The organism is Pseudomonas sp. EA_65y_Pfl2_P74, from assembly GCF_963970575.1.
GTDB lineage: Bacteria > Pseudomonadota > Gammaproteobacteria > Pseudomonadales > Pseudomonadaceae > Aquipseudomonas > Aquipseudomonas baetica_A.
Genome location: NZ_CAXAOQ010000002.1, coordinates 87358 through 101924 on the forward strand (window position 1 = coordinate 87358; position 14567 = coordinate 101924).

Genomic DNA, 14567 nt, shown 5'->3' on the forward strand with positions numbered 1-14567 from the left:
AGCCCCGCTCAGCTAAAGGCCTGTCGGGGCTTTTTTGTATCGGATGTCGATTCGTGAATTAAGGGATTTTCACGGATATCCCTGAGTTAGGTCCGGGAGGAACGCCCAAAGCCGGCTCTACGCCTGGAGAGTTACGAATATCCTCAAGTAACTGCTCGGGTGCAAATCTTCTTCCTATTACCGCCTCTGACTCTGGACGGGGCACTGATGAGTGCTTTGCGCGATAAGCTACCAGCTCGGGGATTTGTTCTTCGATTGCCTTGAGACATAAGCCCCGGACGAAGTAGCGATTGAATTCGCCTTCTGCGAGCGTTTCCGGTGCGTTATATGGGACTTGTGCCAACGTGAACCCACCTTTTGGCTTGGCTCTCTGCTCTTGGCTTTTCATCAGCCGGCGAGCTCTTATTTGATCAGCTAGCCAGTCATCCGAATGATTAGCTGCGGCCACTTTCAGCAGTTCTGGCCAAGCTTGCACTCCCTCCTCAGTCAGGCGCTTGCTAGTAAAAAGCCTATCCGTGCGAATGTCCGCTTCAATCTCTTGGACCATATGCTCGCGTGAGCGAGCATCGATATCCCTGTACTCAAGACCCATGGTTGTTCTCCCTCGGCCAATGACAGGCCAATTGCATGCTGTCCGCTCCTGCGTTCGATACGCGCGGAACCATTGACGCTAGCACTTTGATGGCATTGGTCAAATTTGGCCAAGATAAGAGGTCGTTCAACGTTACGATGAATCTCTAATTCGGAGAACTGTAGTGGTGGAGCAATCGGCGTGTCTCGCTGATGCTCTGATTCCCAAGCCGGCGGCAAGCAACTCCTTCACTCGTTTGTGCAAATCCATGTCAACTGGGCGGCCTTGGTACTTGCCAGCCGCCTTCGCCTTCTCGATGCCCTGAGCCTGACGCTCGCGGCGCTGCTCGTAATCCTTGCGGGCGATGGCGGCCATCATTTCCACCAGCATCGAGTTAATGGCGCCCAGCATCCGTCCGGTGGACTCCAGTTCATACAGCCCTTCATTCGCGCAGATCGCGTTTTCCACGGTATTCGAAGCTTTTGTGCAGTCCATTGCGCTCGCCATGGCCTGCTGGAAAAACAGCAACGCACAGGCATATACGATGTAGCGTCCTTTGATGTACACGAGGTCGGCCTTGTAGTGAGAAGTTGGCAGGCGCGCAGGTTAATCGCTGTGTGTGGAATCTTGAAACGTCGGCTTCAGGGAACGCCACTTCTGGCCGATAACCCAAACGGTGAGTTCAGACTTGTGCGAAATCGCTTGATAGCATTTGGCCTCCAGCTATCATCTGCGCGCCTGAAAATCGCCCTTGGTTCATCTACTTCAATTGCCTGGAAATCCTCGATGCTGTCGTATCACCAAAAGAGTTTTCTGATCGTCGATGATTTCTCGGATTTCCGCAGCTCCGTGCGCTCGATGCTGCGTGAGCTGGGGGTCAAGGACGTGGACACCGCTGACACCGGTGAGCAGGCGCTTAAGATGTGTGCGCAGAAATCCTACGATTTCATCCTGCAGGATTTCCACCTCGGTGACGGCAAGAAGAACGGCCAGCAGGTTCTTGAAGACCTGATGCTGGAAAAGCTCATCAGCCACGAAGCCGTGTTTGTGATGGTGACGGCCGAGACCAGTCAGGCGATGGTGCTCAGTGCTTTGGAGCATGAGCCGGATGCCTACCTGACCAAACCGTTCAACCGCTCGGGACTGGCCCAGCGGCTGGAGCGTCTGGAGCAGCGCAAGACGTTGCTCAAACCGATTCTGCAAGCCCTCGACCGTGGCAAACCGGTCGAGGTGCTCAACGCCTGCATCGCCCTGTGCAAACAGGACATTCGCTATTCGCCGCTGTGTCTGCGCTATCGCGCTGATGCTTTACGCGACCTGAATCAGAACGAAGCACTGGAACGCCTCTACGACAGCATCATTGCTGACCGGCCGTTGCCGTGGGCGTTTGCTGGATTGGGCAAGTTGCTGTTCAAGCGTGGGCAAGTGGCGCAGGCCAAAGGTGTGTATGAAAAGGCCTTGAAGGTATTCCCGATGATGCCTTCGCTGTACGACGGCATGGCTGATGTGCTGGTGTCCGAGGGCGATACCAAAGGCGCGCAGCAGGTGCTGGAAGAAGCGATTCGCCTGTCGCCGCTGGCGGTGCGTCGGCAGGCGTTGCTCGGCAAACTGGCGATGGCCAACGAAGATTTCGACACCGCCTCGCGGGCTTACCGTCAGGCTGTGTCGCAGGGCGCGCAGTCGCGCTTCAAGGATCCGGAAAGCAACCTCGGCCTGGCCCATGCGCTGATCAGCAAAGGCAGTGAGCGCGGTCTCGATACGCGCACGCGCCTGGAGATCAACACCACCCTCAGCGCTGTTGCCAAAGAGAACCCGACCGACCCCGGTTTGCAGATTCGCGCGCGTTTGATGAAGGCAACGAGCCTGCTGCTCAACGATGCCGAAACCGCCGACAAGCTCACTGAGCAAGCACTGATGCGACTCGACGGCATGGAACAGTTCATGAGTCCGGAGGCGGCGCTGCTCGTCGCCAAGCAGTTGCAGATGCTCGGTCAGGCCGAGGCGGGTACGTCAATGCTCAAGAGCTGCGCGGAAATCTACGGTGACGATCCGGCGGTGATGAAAGACATCGCCAAGCTCACCGATGACCCGACTATCCTCAGCTCGAGCAACGCCGCCGCCGACCTCAACCGTCAGGGCGTGCGGGTGTACAAGACCGGCAATCTGGTTGAAGCCCGCGAGGTCTTCCGCAAGGCGCTGAAGATGCAACCGAAGAACATCAGTATTGCGCTGAACATGGCCCAGTCGCTGCTCCATGGCACCGACACCAGTGTGCCTTCGGCGGAGCTGGAAGAATGTCGGGCCTGCCTGAAAATGGTCGGCCTGATGCCCGACACCGACGCGCGTTTCTCGCGCTATCAGAAGCTGAAAAGCAAGGCGTTTGGCGAATGAACCAAGACGAGCAAGCATTGGATTTTTCCACGGTGATCGCCTCCACCGTTCACGACATGAAGAACTCGCTGGCCATGCTGATGCAAGCGCACAGCAAATGGCTGGCGCGTTTGCCGCAAGCGCAGCGCGAAGGCACGGAGCAGGGCGTGATCGACTTTGAGTTCGCCCACCTCAACGGCATGCTGGTGCAGTTGCTTGGGCTGTACAAACTCGGCGTCAACCAGATGCCAGTGCAGCCGGCGTATCACGAACTGGATGATTTCATCGAGGCGCAACTGGCAGCGCATCAAGAGGTCTTCGCCAGTCGCGGCATCATCGCCACTTATGAAGTTGATCCACTGAGTCCGCTGGGTTTCTTTGATCGTGAACTGGTCGCCTCGGTGCTGGGCAATTGCATCAATAACGCCATTCGTTATGCCCGCGAGTCGCTGCTGATCACCGTCAGTGACGAGGCCGGGCAACTGGTGCTGAGCATCAACGATGACGGCGACGGCTATCCGGTCGAGATGCTCGAACGTCAGGCTGACTATGTACAGGGCATCAATCACAGCAGCGGCAGTACCGGGCTTGGCCTGTATTTCGCTGCCCGCATTGCCGCGTTGCATCAACGCAATGGTGTCGAGGGACGCACCGAAATCCGTAATGGCGGCCCCTTGGGTGGCGGGATCTTCAGTCTCTATCTGCCGTGATCCGAGGCTTTTTGTTTGACGCTGCTTGATATTCCGAACAGCCGAAGCCTATTTTGTTCGGGTCGCCGTTCGCGGCTCGTACAACAACAAGGATTGCGTCATGACAACCGATGGCCAGTGTTCACTCGCGCAGCGATTGACGGGCATTGATGAGATTGAATGTGTCACGCCGGATTTGAACGGCGTACCACGCGGCAAGGTGATGACCGCCGAGGGTTTTCTCGAAGGGCGTCGTTTGCAGCTCGCGCGGGGGGTGCTGCTGCAATGCATCATGGGCGGATATCCGCCGGCGCGGTTCTACGGCAGCGATGACGGTGATCTGGCGCTGATTGCCGATCCAGACCAGATTCATCCGTTGCCATGGAGTGACGAACCCCGTGCCCTGGCCATTTGCGATGCCGATGAACTGACTGGCGAAAGTTCCAGCCTGTCGACCCGTGGCCAGCTCAAGAAAGTCATCGCAGGTTACAAGGCGCTCGGTCTGGCGCCTGTGGTGGCGACCGAACTGGAATTTTTCGTGTTCGCTCCAAACACTGATCCGACCCAGCCGTTCCGAGCGCCAGTCGGTCTCGATGGCCGCCGCGAGGATGGCTTGTCGGCGTTCAGCGTCAGTTCCAACAACGGTCTGCGACCATTCTTCAGTGAAGTCTATAAATGCATGGCGGCCCTCGGTCTGCCGCGTGATACGTTCATGCACGAAATGGGCGTCAGCCAGTTCGAGATCAACCTGCTGCACGGTGATCCACTGTTGCTGGCCGATCAGACCTTCCTGTTCAAACACTTGCTCAAAGAAGTCGCGCTCAAGCATGGCCTGACCGTGGTCTGCATGGCTAAACCGCTGGCGCACACGCCGGGCAGCTCGATGCACATTCACCAGAGCATCGTTGATATCGCCAGCGGCAAAAACGTCTTCAGCGACGATAGCGGCCAGCCGACGGCGATGTTTCGCCACTTCATTGGCGGGCAGCAGGCGGGCATGGCGGACTTCACCGCGCTGTTTGCGCCGAACGTGAACTCCTACCAGCGTCTGTGCCATCCGTTCGCTTCGCCCAACAATGCCTGTTGGTCCCACGATAACCGTGCGGCCGGGCTGCGGATTCCGGCCAGTTCACCGGTCGCTCGTCGGGTCGAAAACCGTCTGCCCGGCGCCGACGCCAATCCGTATCTGGCGATCGCCGCCAGTCTGGCTGCCGGTTTGCACGGGATCGAACACGAACTGGAGCCGACCGAGGCGATTCAGGGCGAATTCGACGTGCCGGATAATCTTTCGCTGCCGTGTACCTTGCATGCCGCACTCGAACGTCTGAAACGTAGCCAATTGGCCAGGGAACTGTTCGGACAGGAGTTCATCGAAGGCTACATCGCTTCGAAGACCATGGAACTGACCAGCTTCTTTGATGAAATCACTCCCTGGGAACGGCGTGTTCTAGCAGCCCAGGCCTGACGTACCGTCGCCATCGGGCTATCGTTTGATAGCCCGATACTTACTGCAAGGAGCCGCTCGGAACGCCGATGCGCCAAATCTGGAAATCCTTTCGAGCGCTGTATTTTGCCTCGCTGATGATGTTGATCGGCTCGGGTCTTCTATCTACTTATCTGGCCCTGCGCCTGGCGGCTGAAGATGTCGACGGGCTGTGGGTCGGTGCGTTGATGGCCGCCAACTATTTCGGTCTGGTGCTGGGCGGCAAGATCGGCCACCGGTTGATCGCCCGGGTCGGGCACATTCGCGCGTATTCGGCGTGTGCCGGGATCGTCGGTGCGGCGGTGTTGGGGCATGGTCTGGTGGACTGGCTGCCGGCATGGCTGGTGCTGCGAACGATTGTGGGTCTGGGCATGATGTGCCAGTACATGGTCATCGAGAGCTGGCTCAACGAGCAGGCCGATGCCAACCAGCGTGGTCTGGTGTTCAGCGGCTACATGATCGCGTCGTACCTTGGCCTGGTGTTGGGTCAATTGATTCTGGTCATGCATCCGGGCCTCGGTCTGGAGCTGCTGATGCTGGTCGCCCTGTGCTTCGCGCTGTGTCTGGTGCCGGTGACGCTGACCCGACGGATTCACCCGGCACCGCTGCATCCGGCGCCGATGGAGCCGCGTTTTTTCATCAAGCGCGTGCCGCAATCATTGAGTACGGTGCTCGGGGCGGGTTTGATCATTGGCTCGTTTTACGGTCTGGCGCCGCTGTATGCCTCGCAGCAAGGGCTGTCGACCGAGCAGGTCGGTCTATTCATGGGTACCTGCATTTTTGCCGGATTGCTGGTGCAGTGGCCGCTGGGGTGGTTGTCTGACCGATATGATCGCGCGCTGCTGATTCGTTGTTTTGCCGGTTTTCTGGCGGTTGCCGCTTTGCCGCTGGCGATCCTGCCGCAGGTACCGCTGGAGGTGCTGTTTGTGGTCGGCTTCCTCTGCTCGCTGGTGCAGTTCTGTCTGTATCCCCTGGCGGTGGCGTTTTCCAACGACCATGTCGAGGGTGATCGCCGGGTGTCGCTGACGGCGATGCTGTTGGTGACTTACGGGGTCGGTGCGAGCATCGGGCCGCTGTTGGCGGGTGTGTTGATGAAGTTGTTCGGTAGCCAAAGTCTGTACGCGTTCTTCAGCTTCTTTGCGATGGTGCTGGTGTGGCGGATTCGCCCGAAGGCGGTGACCAATCTGCATCAGGTCGACGACGCGCCGCTGCATCACGTAGCGATGCCGGACAGCATGTCCAGCTCACCGCTGGTGGCAGCCCTCGACCCGCGTGTTGACGAGCAGGTGGTGCAGGAGCAGATGCAGAACACGCCAGAGCCAGAGCCAGAGCCAGAGCCTGAACCGGAGCCAGTGTCAGAGTCGGAGGCGCAATCGCAACCTGAAACAGAACCTGAGTCCGAACCTGCAGCCAATCCGGATGCTGGCAACGATAAGCCCGCCCCGGATATCAGTGGCGCCAGGCCTTGAGAAGCAGTCGAAAATAAAAAAGGGCAGTCACCGCAAGGTGACTGCCCTTTTTATTGGCCGTGTCGAATCAGAGATCGTCTTTATCGAAACGCCGTGCTTCACGTTGCAGCTGATAAACAAAACGCTCGACGTTACGTGCAGCCTGACCACTGATGTTGTGGAAGCGCAGGCCGGCAAACGTGATGTTGAGTTTTTCTTCGAAGTGCAGATAACGCAGTTCGACGGAAGTCGGCTGGTTGCCGAACAGCGGCGGGGCGATCAAGCGGTCGTAGACCTGGCCCAGTTGCAGGCGATCGGTGATGTCGCCTTCGAAGCGCAGCTTGCAACCGGTCGCGGAAATATCCAGCAGCTTGCCGTTGATCGGCGATTTGAGCTTTTCGCCGCCCAGTTCAACGTTGACCAGATCGGTCAGTTTCAGTGCCGCGCGAAAGGCGTTGCGGCGCTGGTGATACACCACTTCGCTCGGCAGTTCGCCGGTATAAAAGCGATCACCTTCGCGCTCTTGGATGTTCAGCGTGCCAGTGCATTCCCAGGCAATGCGCACACCCTCATGAAAACCTTCAACTTTGAAAGACTCGCCGGCGAGCAGGAAGCGTTCGCCGTCGCGCGGGATCATTTCATCAAGGGCGATGGACGCGCTGTCACGGTCGACTTTGATCAGGTAGCTCTGGAAGCGCTGGCTGCGTTCGTGGAACGTGATGATCAGCGGATCGTGGCTTTCTTGCAGCTGACGCAGGTTGCTGGAGATTTCCAGGGGCGTGGTGAGCACCTTTGGGGGCTGCGGAGCATCATCCGCGCTTAGGGCGTTTGGCACGTTTTCTCAATCTCCAGACAAAATTTGACTACGACTGGCCAGTATTTTGCCAGCATGTTTCTCGTGTTGATAGTGCGGGCTCATCGAACGGCTTACGCCTGGCTGAACGTACGCGGCTTGACGGGTTTGGCGAAAGCACCACTGGCGTCATACAGCGCTGGCGGTTCACCCCCGGTGAGGATTTTCAGCTGATTGGCCGTAGCGGCCTGCTGTACCCGGATCGACTGGCCATTGTTGACATTGGCCGCCTGGCATTGGGCGATGAGATCGGTCAGGAAGTCGCTCTGGCTGAGCAACTGGTCGCCGAGGCTCGACTGGCTGGCGAGTTGCTCAAGCCCCTGCCGATTGGTCGGCAGGTTGAGACTGGCGAGGATTTCGCTGCGTTTGCGGCCATGCTGTTCAAGCAAAATGATCAGGGCCTGTTTGCGTGCCAGAATTTCTTCCAGCAAGGGCATGTCGCGACTATGCAAAGCGAGGGATTCGGTTTGCAGCAATTCCAGCAATTGTTGAGCTGGAGCAAAGTCGTCGATGATCAGTTGCAGTAAATGAGTGTCGTGCATGGCTGGCCTTGGGTTTTAAGCGTCCAAAAGCCTGGCGCAGGCAAAAGCCTAGCGCTGGGCTTCGAAGTTGAGCAGTTTGCTGGCTACACGGTTGCTGTCGACTTTGTAGCTGCCATCGGCAATCGCGGCTTTCAACTCGGCCACTCGGGCTTTGTCGACAGCAGGCTGATCGCGCAGCTTGTCCGTGACCTTCTGCAACTGTTGAGCCTCATTGCTGAGGTGTACCGATTCCCCGCTTTTTGCGGTACTGGCCGGTTCGGCCTGGGTATTCAGCGGCGCGGAGGTGCCGGTTTCGGCGGTTTCCCTGGCGTTGCTGGTACGTGTACTGCCCGTAAGTGACGAGGAGCTGTTCAAACGGCTGAAATCGATGACCATGTTAAAAACCTCTGGGAATTTGGACGCTTGCCATGTTTTCGGCCATCCCCTGGAAAACTTTAGGCCCATTTAGCAATAGGCCCTGCATGCGCCGGCGCGTGTCCTGCTGCCGCACAGTTTAGGGAACCGACGAGGTCCGCGCCAGTTTTCTCATGAGCGTTTTACATGGCCACTTCCACTTGGCCTGGCGCGATGACTTGCGCCTTGATGACCCGGTTGGAGTTGAGGTTTTTCACCCGGATCTGTTCTTTCAGGCCGCCGTTGGACAGGGCTTCTCCCGGCATACGCACGGCGAGTGTGCCGGTGCGGGCGATGATGACCACTTGATCGCCCTTGCGCACGACTTCCGCCTGTTCCAGATGCACGAGCGTGATGACCTGATCGGCGACCGTTGGTCGGGTTAATTTTTGCCCGATGGCTTGATCCACCGACGTCAGAAAACCTTGATTGATTGTGCTGACGTCACGCTCTCGCAGGGTCACATCCTGCGGCTCGATAATCCCGGCGCGTTTGAGCGGTCGTGTGGTGGTCACAATCTCGCGAAACAGGCGGACTTGAGCGGGTACGAACACGGTCCAGGGCGAGCTTCCCTCACAGCGAACCTTCACGGTTACCCGTCCCAGCGGACGTGCCGGACTCTCCAAAGACGCTGTCAATTCCTTGTCGCACATGGGCATGTGCATACGGGGGTCGAGCTGGTTGACTTCGATTTCGTAGCGGCCTTCCGTTTGACTGGTAGCCAGATAGTCTTCTACGGTGAACTCAAGAAAGCCCTGAGTGACGCCGATAAGCATGTCAGGCAAGGTAACCGCATCAGCAATGGCAGGGCTGCCGGCGAAAAAGAGGCAAACGGCGGACATCGCGCAAAGCCCTCTGCGAAGGGGAGATGTCAGGCGTCGGAAAAATGTCGTTTGAGCGTTCATACGAGTTAAAAAGCAAGCGCCGTGCCGTTTAGCAATGAATGTGCGTCGCAACAACACTTGGCGTTGGTGTAGGAGTCTGGGCATGGCTGGTGTAATGGATTCGGTGAACCAGCGCACGCAACTGGTAGGGCAGAATCGCCTGGAGCTGTTGTTGTTCCGTCTCGACGGTCAGCAGCTCTACGGGATCAACGTGTTCAAGGTTCGGGAAGTGCTGCAATGCCCGCAACTGACGCTGATGCCCAAGTCCAGTCCTGTCGTGTGCGGGGTGGCGAATATTCGGGGGGCGACCATTCCGATCCTTGATCTGGCAATGGCGACCGGTTCCGGGGCGTTGAAAGACAAGAAAAATCCGTTCGTGATCATCACGGAGTACAACACCAAGACCCAGGGTTTCCTGGTTCGCTCGGTGGAGCGCATCGTCAACATGAACTGGGAGGAGATCCATCCACCGCCCAAGGGCACCGGGCGCGATCATTACCTGACCGCTGTGACTCGGGTGGACAATCAGTTAGTCGAAATCATCGACGTCGAAAAGGTGCTGGCGGAAGTTGCACCGACGCCGGAAGCGATTTCGGTCGGTGTGGTCGATGTCGAGACGCAGACCAAGGCGTTGTCGCTGCGGGTGCTGACGGTCGATGACTCGTCGGTGGCGCGCAAGCAGGTCACGCGTTGCCTGCAGACGATCGGCGTTGAAGTCGTGGCGTTGAACGACGGCAAGCAGGCGCTGGATTACCTGCGCAAGCTGGTCGACGAGGGCAAGAAGCCGGAAGAAGAGTTCCTGATGATGATTTCCGACATCGAGATGCCGGAGATGGACGGGTACACGCTGACGGCTGAAATCCGCGGCGACGCTCGCATGCAAAAGCTTCATATCATCCTGCATACTTCGTTGTCGGGGGTATTCAATCAGGCGATGGTCAAGAAAGTCGGTGCCGATGACTTTTTGGCCAAGTTCCGCCCTGATGACCTGGCATCCCGGGTAGTCGACCGGATCAAAGCAGCAGATATCAGCTAGGGACCTTTTGTCCCTGGCGGTCAACACGATTTAAGAGGCGGCATCAATTTGTCTACGGGTAATTTGGATTTCGAACAGTTCCGGGTCTTCCTGGAAAAAGCCTGTGGCATTTTGCTCGGTGAAAACAAGCAGTACCTGGTCTCGAGCCGTCTCAACAAACTGATGGAGCAGCAAGGTATCAAGTCCCTGGGTGAGCTGGTTCAGCGCATCCAGACCCAGCCGCGCAGTGGTTTGCGCGAGCAGGTCGTCGATGCCATGACAACCAACGAAACCCTGTGGTTTCGTGACACCTATCCGTTTGAAGTCTTGAAGAACAAGGTGCTGCCCGAAGCCATCAAGGCCAGTCCCAACCAGCGTCTGCGGATCTGGTCGGCAGCCTGCTCGTCGGGTCAGGAACCGTACTCGCTCTCGATGTCTATCGATGAGTTCGAGCGCGTCAACCTTGGCCAGTTGAAGATGGGCGTGCAGATCGTTGCCACCGATCTCTCGGGCAGCATGCTGAACAACTGCAAGACTGGCGAGTACGACAGCCTTGCAATCGGTCGCGGTTTGTCCCCCGATCGTCTGCAGCGTTTTTTCGATCCGAAAGGACCTGGGCGCTGGGTCATCAAGGCACCGATCAAGAACCGGGTGGAGTTTCGCTCGTTCAATTTGCTCGACAGTTACGCCAGCCTGGGCAAGTTCGACATCGTGTTCTGCCGCAACGTGTTGATCTACTTCTCTGCTGAAGTGAAGAAAGACATTCTGTTGCGCATTCACAGCACGCTGAAACCGGGTGGTTATCTGTTCCTTGGCGCTTCCGAAGCGCTGAACGGTTTGCCGGATCATTACCAGATGGTCCAGTGCAGCCCGGGGATCATTTACAAGGCCAAGTAATCTGCAAATCGGCAACACAAAAACGGGAGTCCGCAGGGGCTCCCGTTTTTTTGTGCCTGGCGTTTCTACGAGGTCGCCGCTCCCACAGTGGAGCTGTGGTGTGGGTGGGAGGGGAGGGCAAGCGGCAGAAAAGCGGCAGCCAGCGGAAGTCGTTTGCCGCTTTTCTGGCATTGCCACTTTGCCTGATCCCCGCAAAGGTGCGGTTTTCGGGGGTTTCTCGCGTTGGCACGGCGCTTGCTAAAGCTCAGTTACGAAAAACCGGTCACCCGAAGGTTCCCGACATGAGCATCAGCTTCGATAAAGCGCTCGGCATTCACGAAAAGGCATTGGGCTTCCGCGCTCAGCGTGCCGAAGTGCTGGCCAACAACATCGCCAACGCCGATACCCCGAACTACAAGGCTCGGGATCTGGACTTCTCCAAAGTGCTTGAAGCACAGACCCAGAAGAACGCCAACGGCACCATCGCCCTGAACATGACGAACAGTCGTCACATCGAAGCTGAAGGCCTGGGCAATGGCGACGAGTCGCTGATGTATCGCACGCCGATGCAGCCTTCGATCGACCAGAACACCGTAGATGCTCAGCTTGAGCAGTCGAACTACGCGCAAAACGCGGTCGGCTTCCAGGCCAGCTTCACTCTGCTCAACAGCAAATTCAAAGGGCTGGTGTCAGCCCTGCGCGGAGAGTAATCCATGTCCCTGTCTAGCGTTTTCAACATTGCCGGCAGCGGCATGAGCGCACAAACCACGCGTCTGAACACCGTGGCTTCGAACATCGCCAACGCCGAAACCGTCTCGTCGAGCATCGACCAGACCTACCGCGCCCGTCACCCGGTGTTCGCCACCATGTTCCAGGGTGGCCAGAACAGCGGCAGCAACTCGCTGTTCCAGAGCCAGGACGCCGCAGGGCAGGGCGTACAGGTACTCGGCGTGGTCGAAGACCAGAGCAACCTCGAGGCGCGTTACGAGCCGAACCATCCGGCCGCTGACGCCAAGGGCTACGTCTACTACCCGAACGTCAACGTGGTGGAAGAAATGGCTGACATGATTTCCGCGAGCCGGTCGTTCCAGACCAACGCCGAAATGATGAACACCGCCAAAACCATGATGCAGAAGGTGCTGACCCTCGGTCAGTAATAAGGGGCGACGGCCATGAGTGTTTCCGATACCACCAGCAGCTTGAGCATGAATGACATCCTGGCGAACTCGTCGAAAAAGACCAGTTCGACCACCGGTGGCATTGCTTCGGCTACCAACAGCGCCACCGGCGGCCAGGCACTGGGCAAGGACGCGTTCCTGCAATTGCTGGTCACCCAGCTGAAAAACCAGAACCCGCTCGATCCGCAGGACAACAGTGCATTCGTTGCCCAGTTGGCACAGTTCAGTAGCCTGGAAGGCATCACCACGCTTAACAGCACCGTCAGCTCGCTGGCCGGCAACTACAACTCCTCGCAGGCACTGCAGGCGTCGTCGCTGGTCGGTCGCAACGTGATCGTGCAGACCAACAGCGTTCAGATGGACGACCCGAGCAAGGGCATGACCGGTTCGGCGACCGTTCCGTCATCGATTGCCGGTGGCACCGTCAGCATTACCGACAGCAGCGGCACGGTGGTTCGCACCATCGATCTGGGCAGTCGCGCCGCAGGCAGCGCGAGCTTCACCTGGGACGGCAAGGACAAGGACGGCAATCTGGTGAAGGCCGGTACCTATACCGTCAAAGCCAACGCATCAATCAATGGCACCGCGACCGACTTGGCGACTTACCTGCCAGCCACGGTCAACAGTGTGACCATCAGCCAGACCGGCGGCGAGTTGATGCTCAACCTGTCCGGCAAGGGCACCGTCGCCCTGTCCAAAGTACAAACCATTGGTATATAGAGCCGACTAACCGGCACAAAGGAGTGGAATATGTCTTTCAATATCGGCCTTAGCGGTCTCTATGCAGCCAACAAACAACTGGACGTGACCGGCAATAACATCGCCAACGTTGCAACCGCCGGTTTCAAATCGTCCCGTGCAGAATTCGAAGACGTTTACTCGGCCACTCGCCTGGGTAGCGGCAGCAAGGTCATCGGTAACGGTGTGCGTCTGGCCAACGTGTCCCAGCAGTTCACTCAGGGTGACATCAACAACACCGGTAACGTGTTGGATATGGGTATCAACGGTTCGGGCTTCTTCACCATGAGCAACAATGGCTCGGTGTCCTACACCCGTGCCGGTACGTTCAAGGTCGACAATGCTGGCTTCATCACCAACACCAACTACACCTCGCGTCTGCAGGGCTACGGCGTGGATGCCAACGGCAAGGTCATCAACGGCGTACTGACCGACCTGAAGATCGACACCTCGAACCTGGCGCCAAAGTCCACCTCGCTGGTGACGTCGACCATCAACCTGGACTCGACCGCTCCGGTGATCGACGACACCGTGGCCGCCGGCAAATTCGACCCGACCAACCTCGCGACCTACACCAAATCGTTCAGCACGCCGATCTATGACAGTCAGGGCAACATGCACCCGATGGATCAGTACGTGGTCAAGACCGGTGCCAACACCTGGAAGGTCTACACCCTGGTAGACGGGCGTAACCCGGACGCTACCGGTAGCGATCCGAAGGTCACCGCGCCGACACCTTCGACCATGACGTTTGACTCCGCTGGCAAACTGACTCAGGTCAGCACGCCGCCTGGTCCGGTGATTAGCAGTGACCTGAAGCTCACCGGCTGGGTTCCTGGCAATGTGATCAATGGTACCTTCACGCCTAACGGTGCTGCGGCGAACACCGCTGGTATTACCATTTCCATGGCCAAGACCACTCAGTACAACGCTGACACCGCGCGTTCGATCCCGACTCAGGATGGTTACGCCACTGGCCAGATCACCAACCTGACCATCGACGGCACCGGTACGCTGTTCGCCAACTTCAGCAACAACCAGAGCAAGGCCATCGGCCAGGTTGCGCTGGCCAGCTTCACCAACGAACAAGGCCTGCAGGCTATTGGTGGTACTAGCTGGAAAGAGACGTTTGCTTCGGGTATCCCGGGTTACGATGCGCCGGAAACCGGTACGTTGGGTTCGGTTGTTTCCAACTCGCTGGAAGAGTCCAACGTTAACCTGACCAACGAGCTGGTTGATCTGATCAAGGGGCAGAGCAACTATCAGGCGAACGCCAAGACTATTTCGACTCAGAGCACCATCATGCAGACCATCATTCAGATGGCCTGATGCTGGTTTTTGGTTGTAAAGGAAGCCCCTCTTTTTGAGGGGCTTTTTTGTAGGTGCGAGGCCGGTTCGGTTTGGGCGGTGTGTGAGCCGACCAAGGGAGAGGGGGCAGCGAAGGCGTCCTGATGCTGCCCAACTGCTGTCAGATACACTTGACCCGAGCGTTTACTCCACCCAAAAGAAAACCCCCGACAAACCATA

At 57.8% G+C, this 14567-nt stretch carries 15 protein-coding genes and 1 pseudogene; 10 read left to right on the top strand and 6 right to left on the bottom strand.

Features of this window, described 5'->3' with window-relative positions:
• Positions 1 to 58 precede the first annotated feature (58 nt).
• Positions 59 to 592, bottom strand: coding sequence for a hypothetical protein (locus tag AACY18_RS01835; RefSeq protein ID WP_339464068.1), 534 nt, complete (start codon positions 590 to 592; stop codon positions 59 to 61).
• A gap of 132 nt (positions 593 to 724) precedes the next feature.
• Positions 725 to 997, bottom strand: a pseudogene (locus AACY18_RS01840) (recombinase family protein); the annotation flags it as partial.
• A 360-nt stretch (positions 998 to 1357) separates the two neighbouring features.
• On the opposite strand from AACY18_RS01840, the gene AACY18_RS01845 reads away from it, so the two are divergent.
• From AACY18_RS01845 to AACY18_RS01860, 4 genes are all read left to right on the top strand, one after another.
• Positions 1358 to 2962, top strand: coding sequence for a tetratricopeptide repeat-containing response regulator (locus AACY18_RS01845; protein ID WP_221733047.1), 1605 nt, complete (start codon positions 1358 to 1360; stop codon positions 2960 to 2962).
• The gene (locus AACY18_RS01850; protein WP_339430865.1) at positions 2959 to 3651 is read left to right on the top strand and encodes a sensor histidine kinase; all 693 of its coding nucleotides are present in this window, start codon (positions 2959 to 2961) and stop codon (positions 3649 to 3651) included. Before AACY18_RS01845 ends, AACY18_RS01850 begins: the two co-directional genes overlap by 4 nt.
• A gap of 202 nt (positions 3652 to 3853) precedes the next feature.
• Positions 3854 to 5095, top strand: a complete 1242-nt coding sequence (locus AACY18_RS01855) for a glutamine synthetase family protein (RefSeq protein ID WP_339431012.1) — start codon at positions 3854 to 3856, stop codon at positions 5093 to 5095.
• Positions 5096 to 5163: 68 nt separating this feature from the next.
• Positions 5164 to 6582: an MFS transporter gene (locus AACY18_RS01860; RefSeq protein WP_339464069.1), complete on the top strand. Its 1419-nt coding sequence runs from the start codon at positions 5164 to 5166 to the stop codon at positions 6580 to 6582.
• Between the two features lie 67 nt (positions 6583 to 6649).
• On the opposite strand, the gene AACY18_RS01865 is transcribed toward AACY18_RS01860, so the two are convergent.
• From AACY18_RS01865 to flgA, 4 genes are all read right to left on the bottom strand, one after another.
• Complete coding sequence (locus AACY18_RS01865) at positions 6650 to 7396, bottom strand: flagellar brake protein (RefSeq protein ID WP_339464070.1); 747 nt, start codon at positions 7394 to 7396, stop codon at positions 6650 to 6652.
• Positions 7397 to 7488: 92 nt separating this feature from the next.
• Positions 7489 to 7956 (bottom strand): flagella synthesis protein FlgN, encoded by a 468-nt coding sequence (locus AACY18_RS01870; protein WP_339430862.1) that lies wholly within the window; start codon positions 7954 to 7956, stop codon positions 7489 to 7491.
• A 48-nt stretch (positions 7957 to 8004) separates the two neighbouring features.
• On the bottom strand, positions 8005 to 8331 hold the full coding sequence (flgM, locus tag AACY18_RS01875; protein WP_339430861.1) for a flagellar biosynthesis anti-sigma factor FlgM: 327 nt from the start codon (positions 8329 to 8331) through the stop codon (positions 8005 to 8007).
• A 161-nt stretch (positions 8332 to 8492) separates the two neighbouring features.
• The gene (flgA, locus tag AACY18_RS01880; RefSeq protein ID WP_339430860.1) at positions 8493 to 9254 is read right to left on the bottom strand and encodes a flagellar basal body P-ring formation chaperone FlgA; all 762 of its coding nucleotides are present in this window, start codon (positions 9252 to 9254) and stop codon (positions 8493 to 8495) included.
• Positions 9255 to 9336: 82 nt separating this feature from the next.
• Between flgA and AACY18_RS01885 the strand changes: the two genes are divergently transcribed.
• From AACY18_RS01885 to flgE, 6 genes are all read left to right on the top strand, one after another.
• Positions 9337 to 10269, top strand: coding sequence for a chemotaxis protein CheV (locus AACY18_RS01885; RefSeq protein ID WP_221733040.1), 933 nt, complete (start codon positions 9337 to 9339; stop codon positions 10267 to 10269).
• Positions 10270 to 10317: 48 nt separating this feature from the next.
• Entirely contained in the window at positions 10318 to 11145 is an 828-nt protein-coding gene (cheR, locus tag AACY18_RS01890; protein ID WP_221733039.1) for a protein-glutamate O-methyltransferase CheR, read from the top strand.
• A gap of 281 nt (positions 11146 to 11426) precedes the next feature.
• Complete coding sequence (gene flgB / locus AACY18_RS01895) at positions 11427 to 11834, top strand: flagellar basal body rod protein FlgB (protein WP_339430859.1); 408 nt, start codon at positions 11427 to 11429, stop codon at positions 11832 to 11834.
• 3 nt (positions 11835 to 11837) lie between these two features.
• Complete coding sequence (gene flgC / locus AACY18_RS01900; protein ID WP_003227217.1) at positions 11838 to 12281, top strand: flagellar basal body rod protein FlgC; 444 nt, start codon at positions 11838 to 11840, stop codon at positions 12279 to 12281.
• 15 nt (positions 12282 to 12296) lie between these two features.
• The gene (gene flgD, locus AACY18_RS01905) at positions 12297 to 13022 is read left to right on the top strand and encodes a flagellar hook assembly protein FlgD (RefSeq protein WP_339430858.1); all 726 of its coding nucleotides are present in this window, start codon (positions 12297 to 12299) and stop codon (positions 13020 to 13022) included.
• Positions 13023 to 13052: 30 nt separating this feature from the next.
• The gene (flgE, locus tag AACY18_RS01910) at positions 13053 to 14369 is read left to right on the top strand and encodes a flagellar hook protein FlgE (RefSeq protein WP_339430857.1); all 1317 of its coding nucleotides are present in this window, start codon (positions 13053 to 13055) and stop codon (positions 14367 to 14369) included.
• Positions 14370 to 14567 lie beyond the last annotated feature (198 nt).

Excerpts from the sequence above, each read along its gene's own strand:
- AACY18_RS01835 (WP_339464068.1), bottom strand. The coding sequence starts at position 592 with ATGGGTCTTGAGTACAGGGATATCGATGCTCGCTCACGCGAGCATATG.
- AACY18_RS01845 (WP_221733047.1), top strand. The coding sequence starts at position 1,358 with ATGCTGTCGTATCACCAAAAGAGTTTTCTGATCGTCGATGATTTCTCG.
- AACY18_RS01850 (WP_339430865.1), top strand. The coding sequence starts at position 2,959 with ATGAACCAAGACGAGCAAGCATTGGATTTTTCCACGGTGATCGCCTCC.
- AACY18_RS01855 (WP_339431012.1), top strand. The coding sequence starts at position 3,854 with ATGACCGCCGAGGGTTTTCTCGAAGGGCGTCGTTTGCAGCTCGCGCGG.
- AACY18_RS01860 (WP_339464069.1), top strand. The coding sequence starts at position 5,164 with ATGCGCCAAATCTGGAAATCCTTTCGAGCGCTGTATTTTGCCTCGCTG.
- AACY18_RS01870 (WP_339430862.1), bottom strand. The coding sequence starts at position 7,956 with ATGCACGACACTCATTTACTGCAACTGATCATCGACGACTTTGCTCCA.
- flgM (WP_339430861.1), bottom strand. The coding sequence starts at position 8,331 with ATGGTCATCGATTTCAGCCGTTTGAACAGCTCCTCGTCACTTACGGGC.
- flgA (WP_339430860.1), bottom strand. The coding sequence starts at position 9,254 with ATGAACGCTCAAACGACATTTTTCCGACGCCTGACATCTCCCCTTCGC.
- AACY18_RS01885 (WP_221733040.1), top strand. The coding sequence starts at position 9,337 with ATGGCTGGTGTAATGGATTCGGTGAACCAGCGCACGCAACTGGTAGGG.
- flgB (WP_339430859.1), top strand. The coding sequence starts at position 11,427 with ATGAGCATCAGCTTCGATAAAGCGCTCGGCATTCACGAAAAGGCATTG.
- flgC (WP_003227217.1), top strand. The coding sequence starts at position 11,838 with ATGTCCCTGTCTAGCGTTTTCAACATTGCCGGCAGCGGCATGAGCGCA.
- flgD (WP_339430858.1), top strand. The coding sequence starts at position 12,297 with ATGAGTGTTTCCGATACCACCAGCAGCTTGAGCATGAATGACATCCTG.
- flgE (WP_339430857.1), top strand. The coding sequence starts at position 13,053 with ATGTCTTTCAATATCGGCCTTAGCGGTCTCTATGCAGCCAACAAACAA.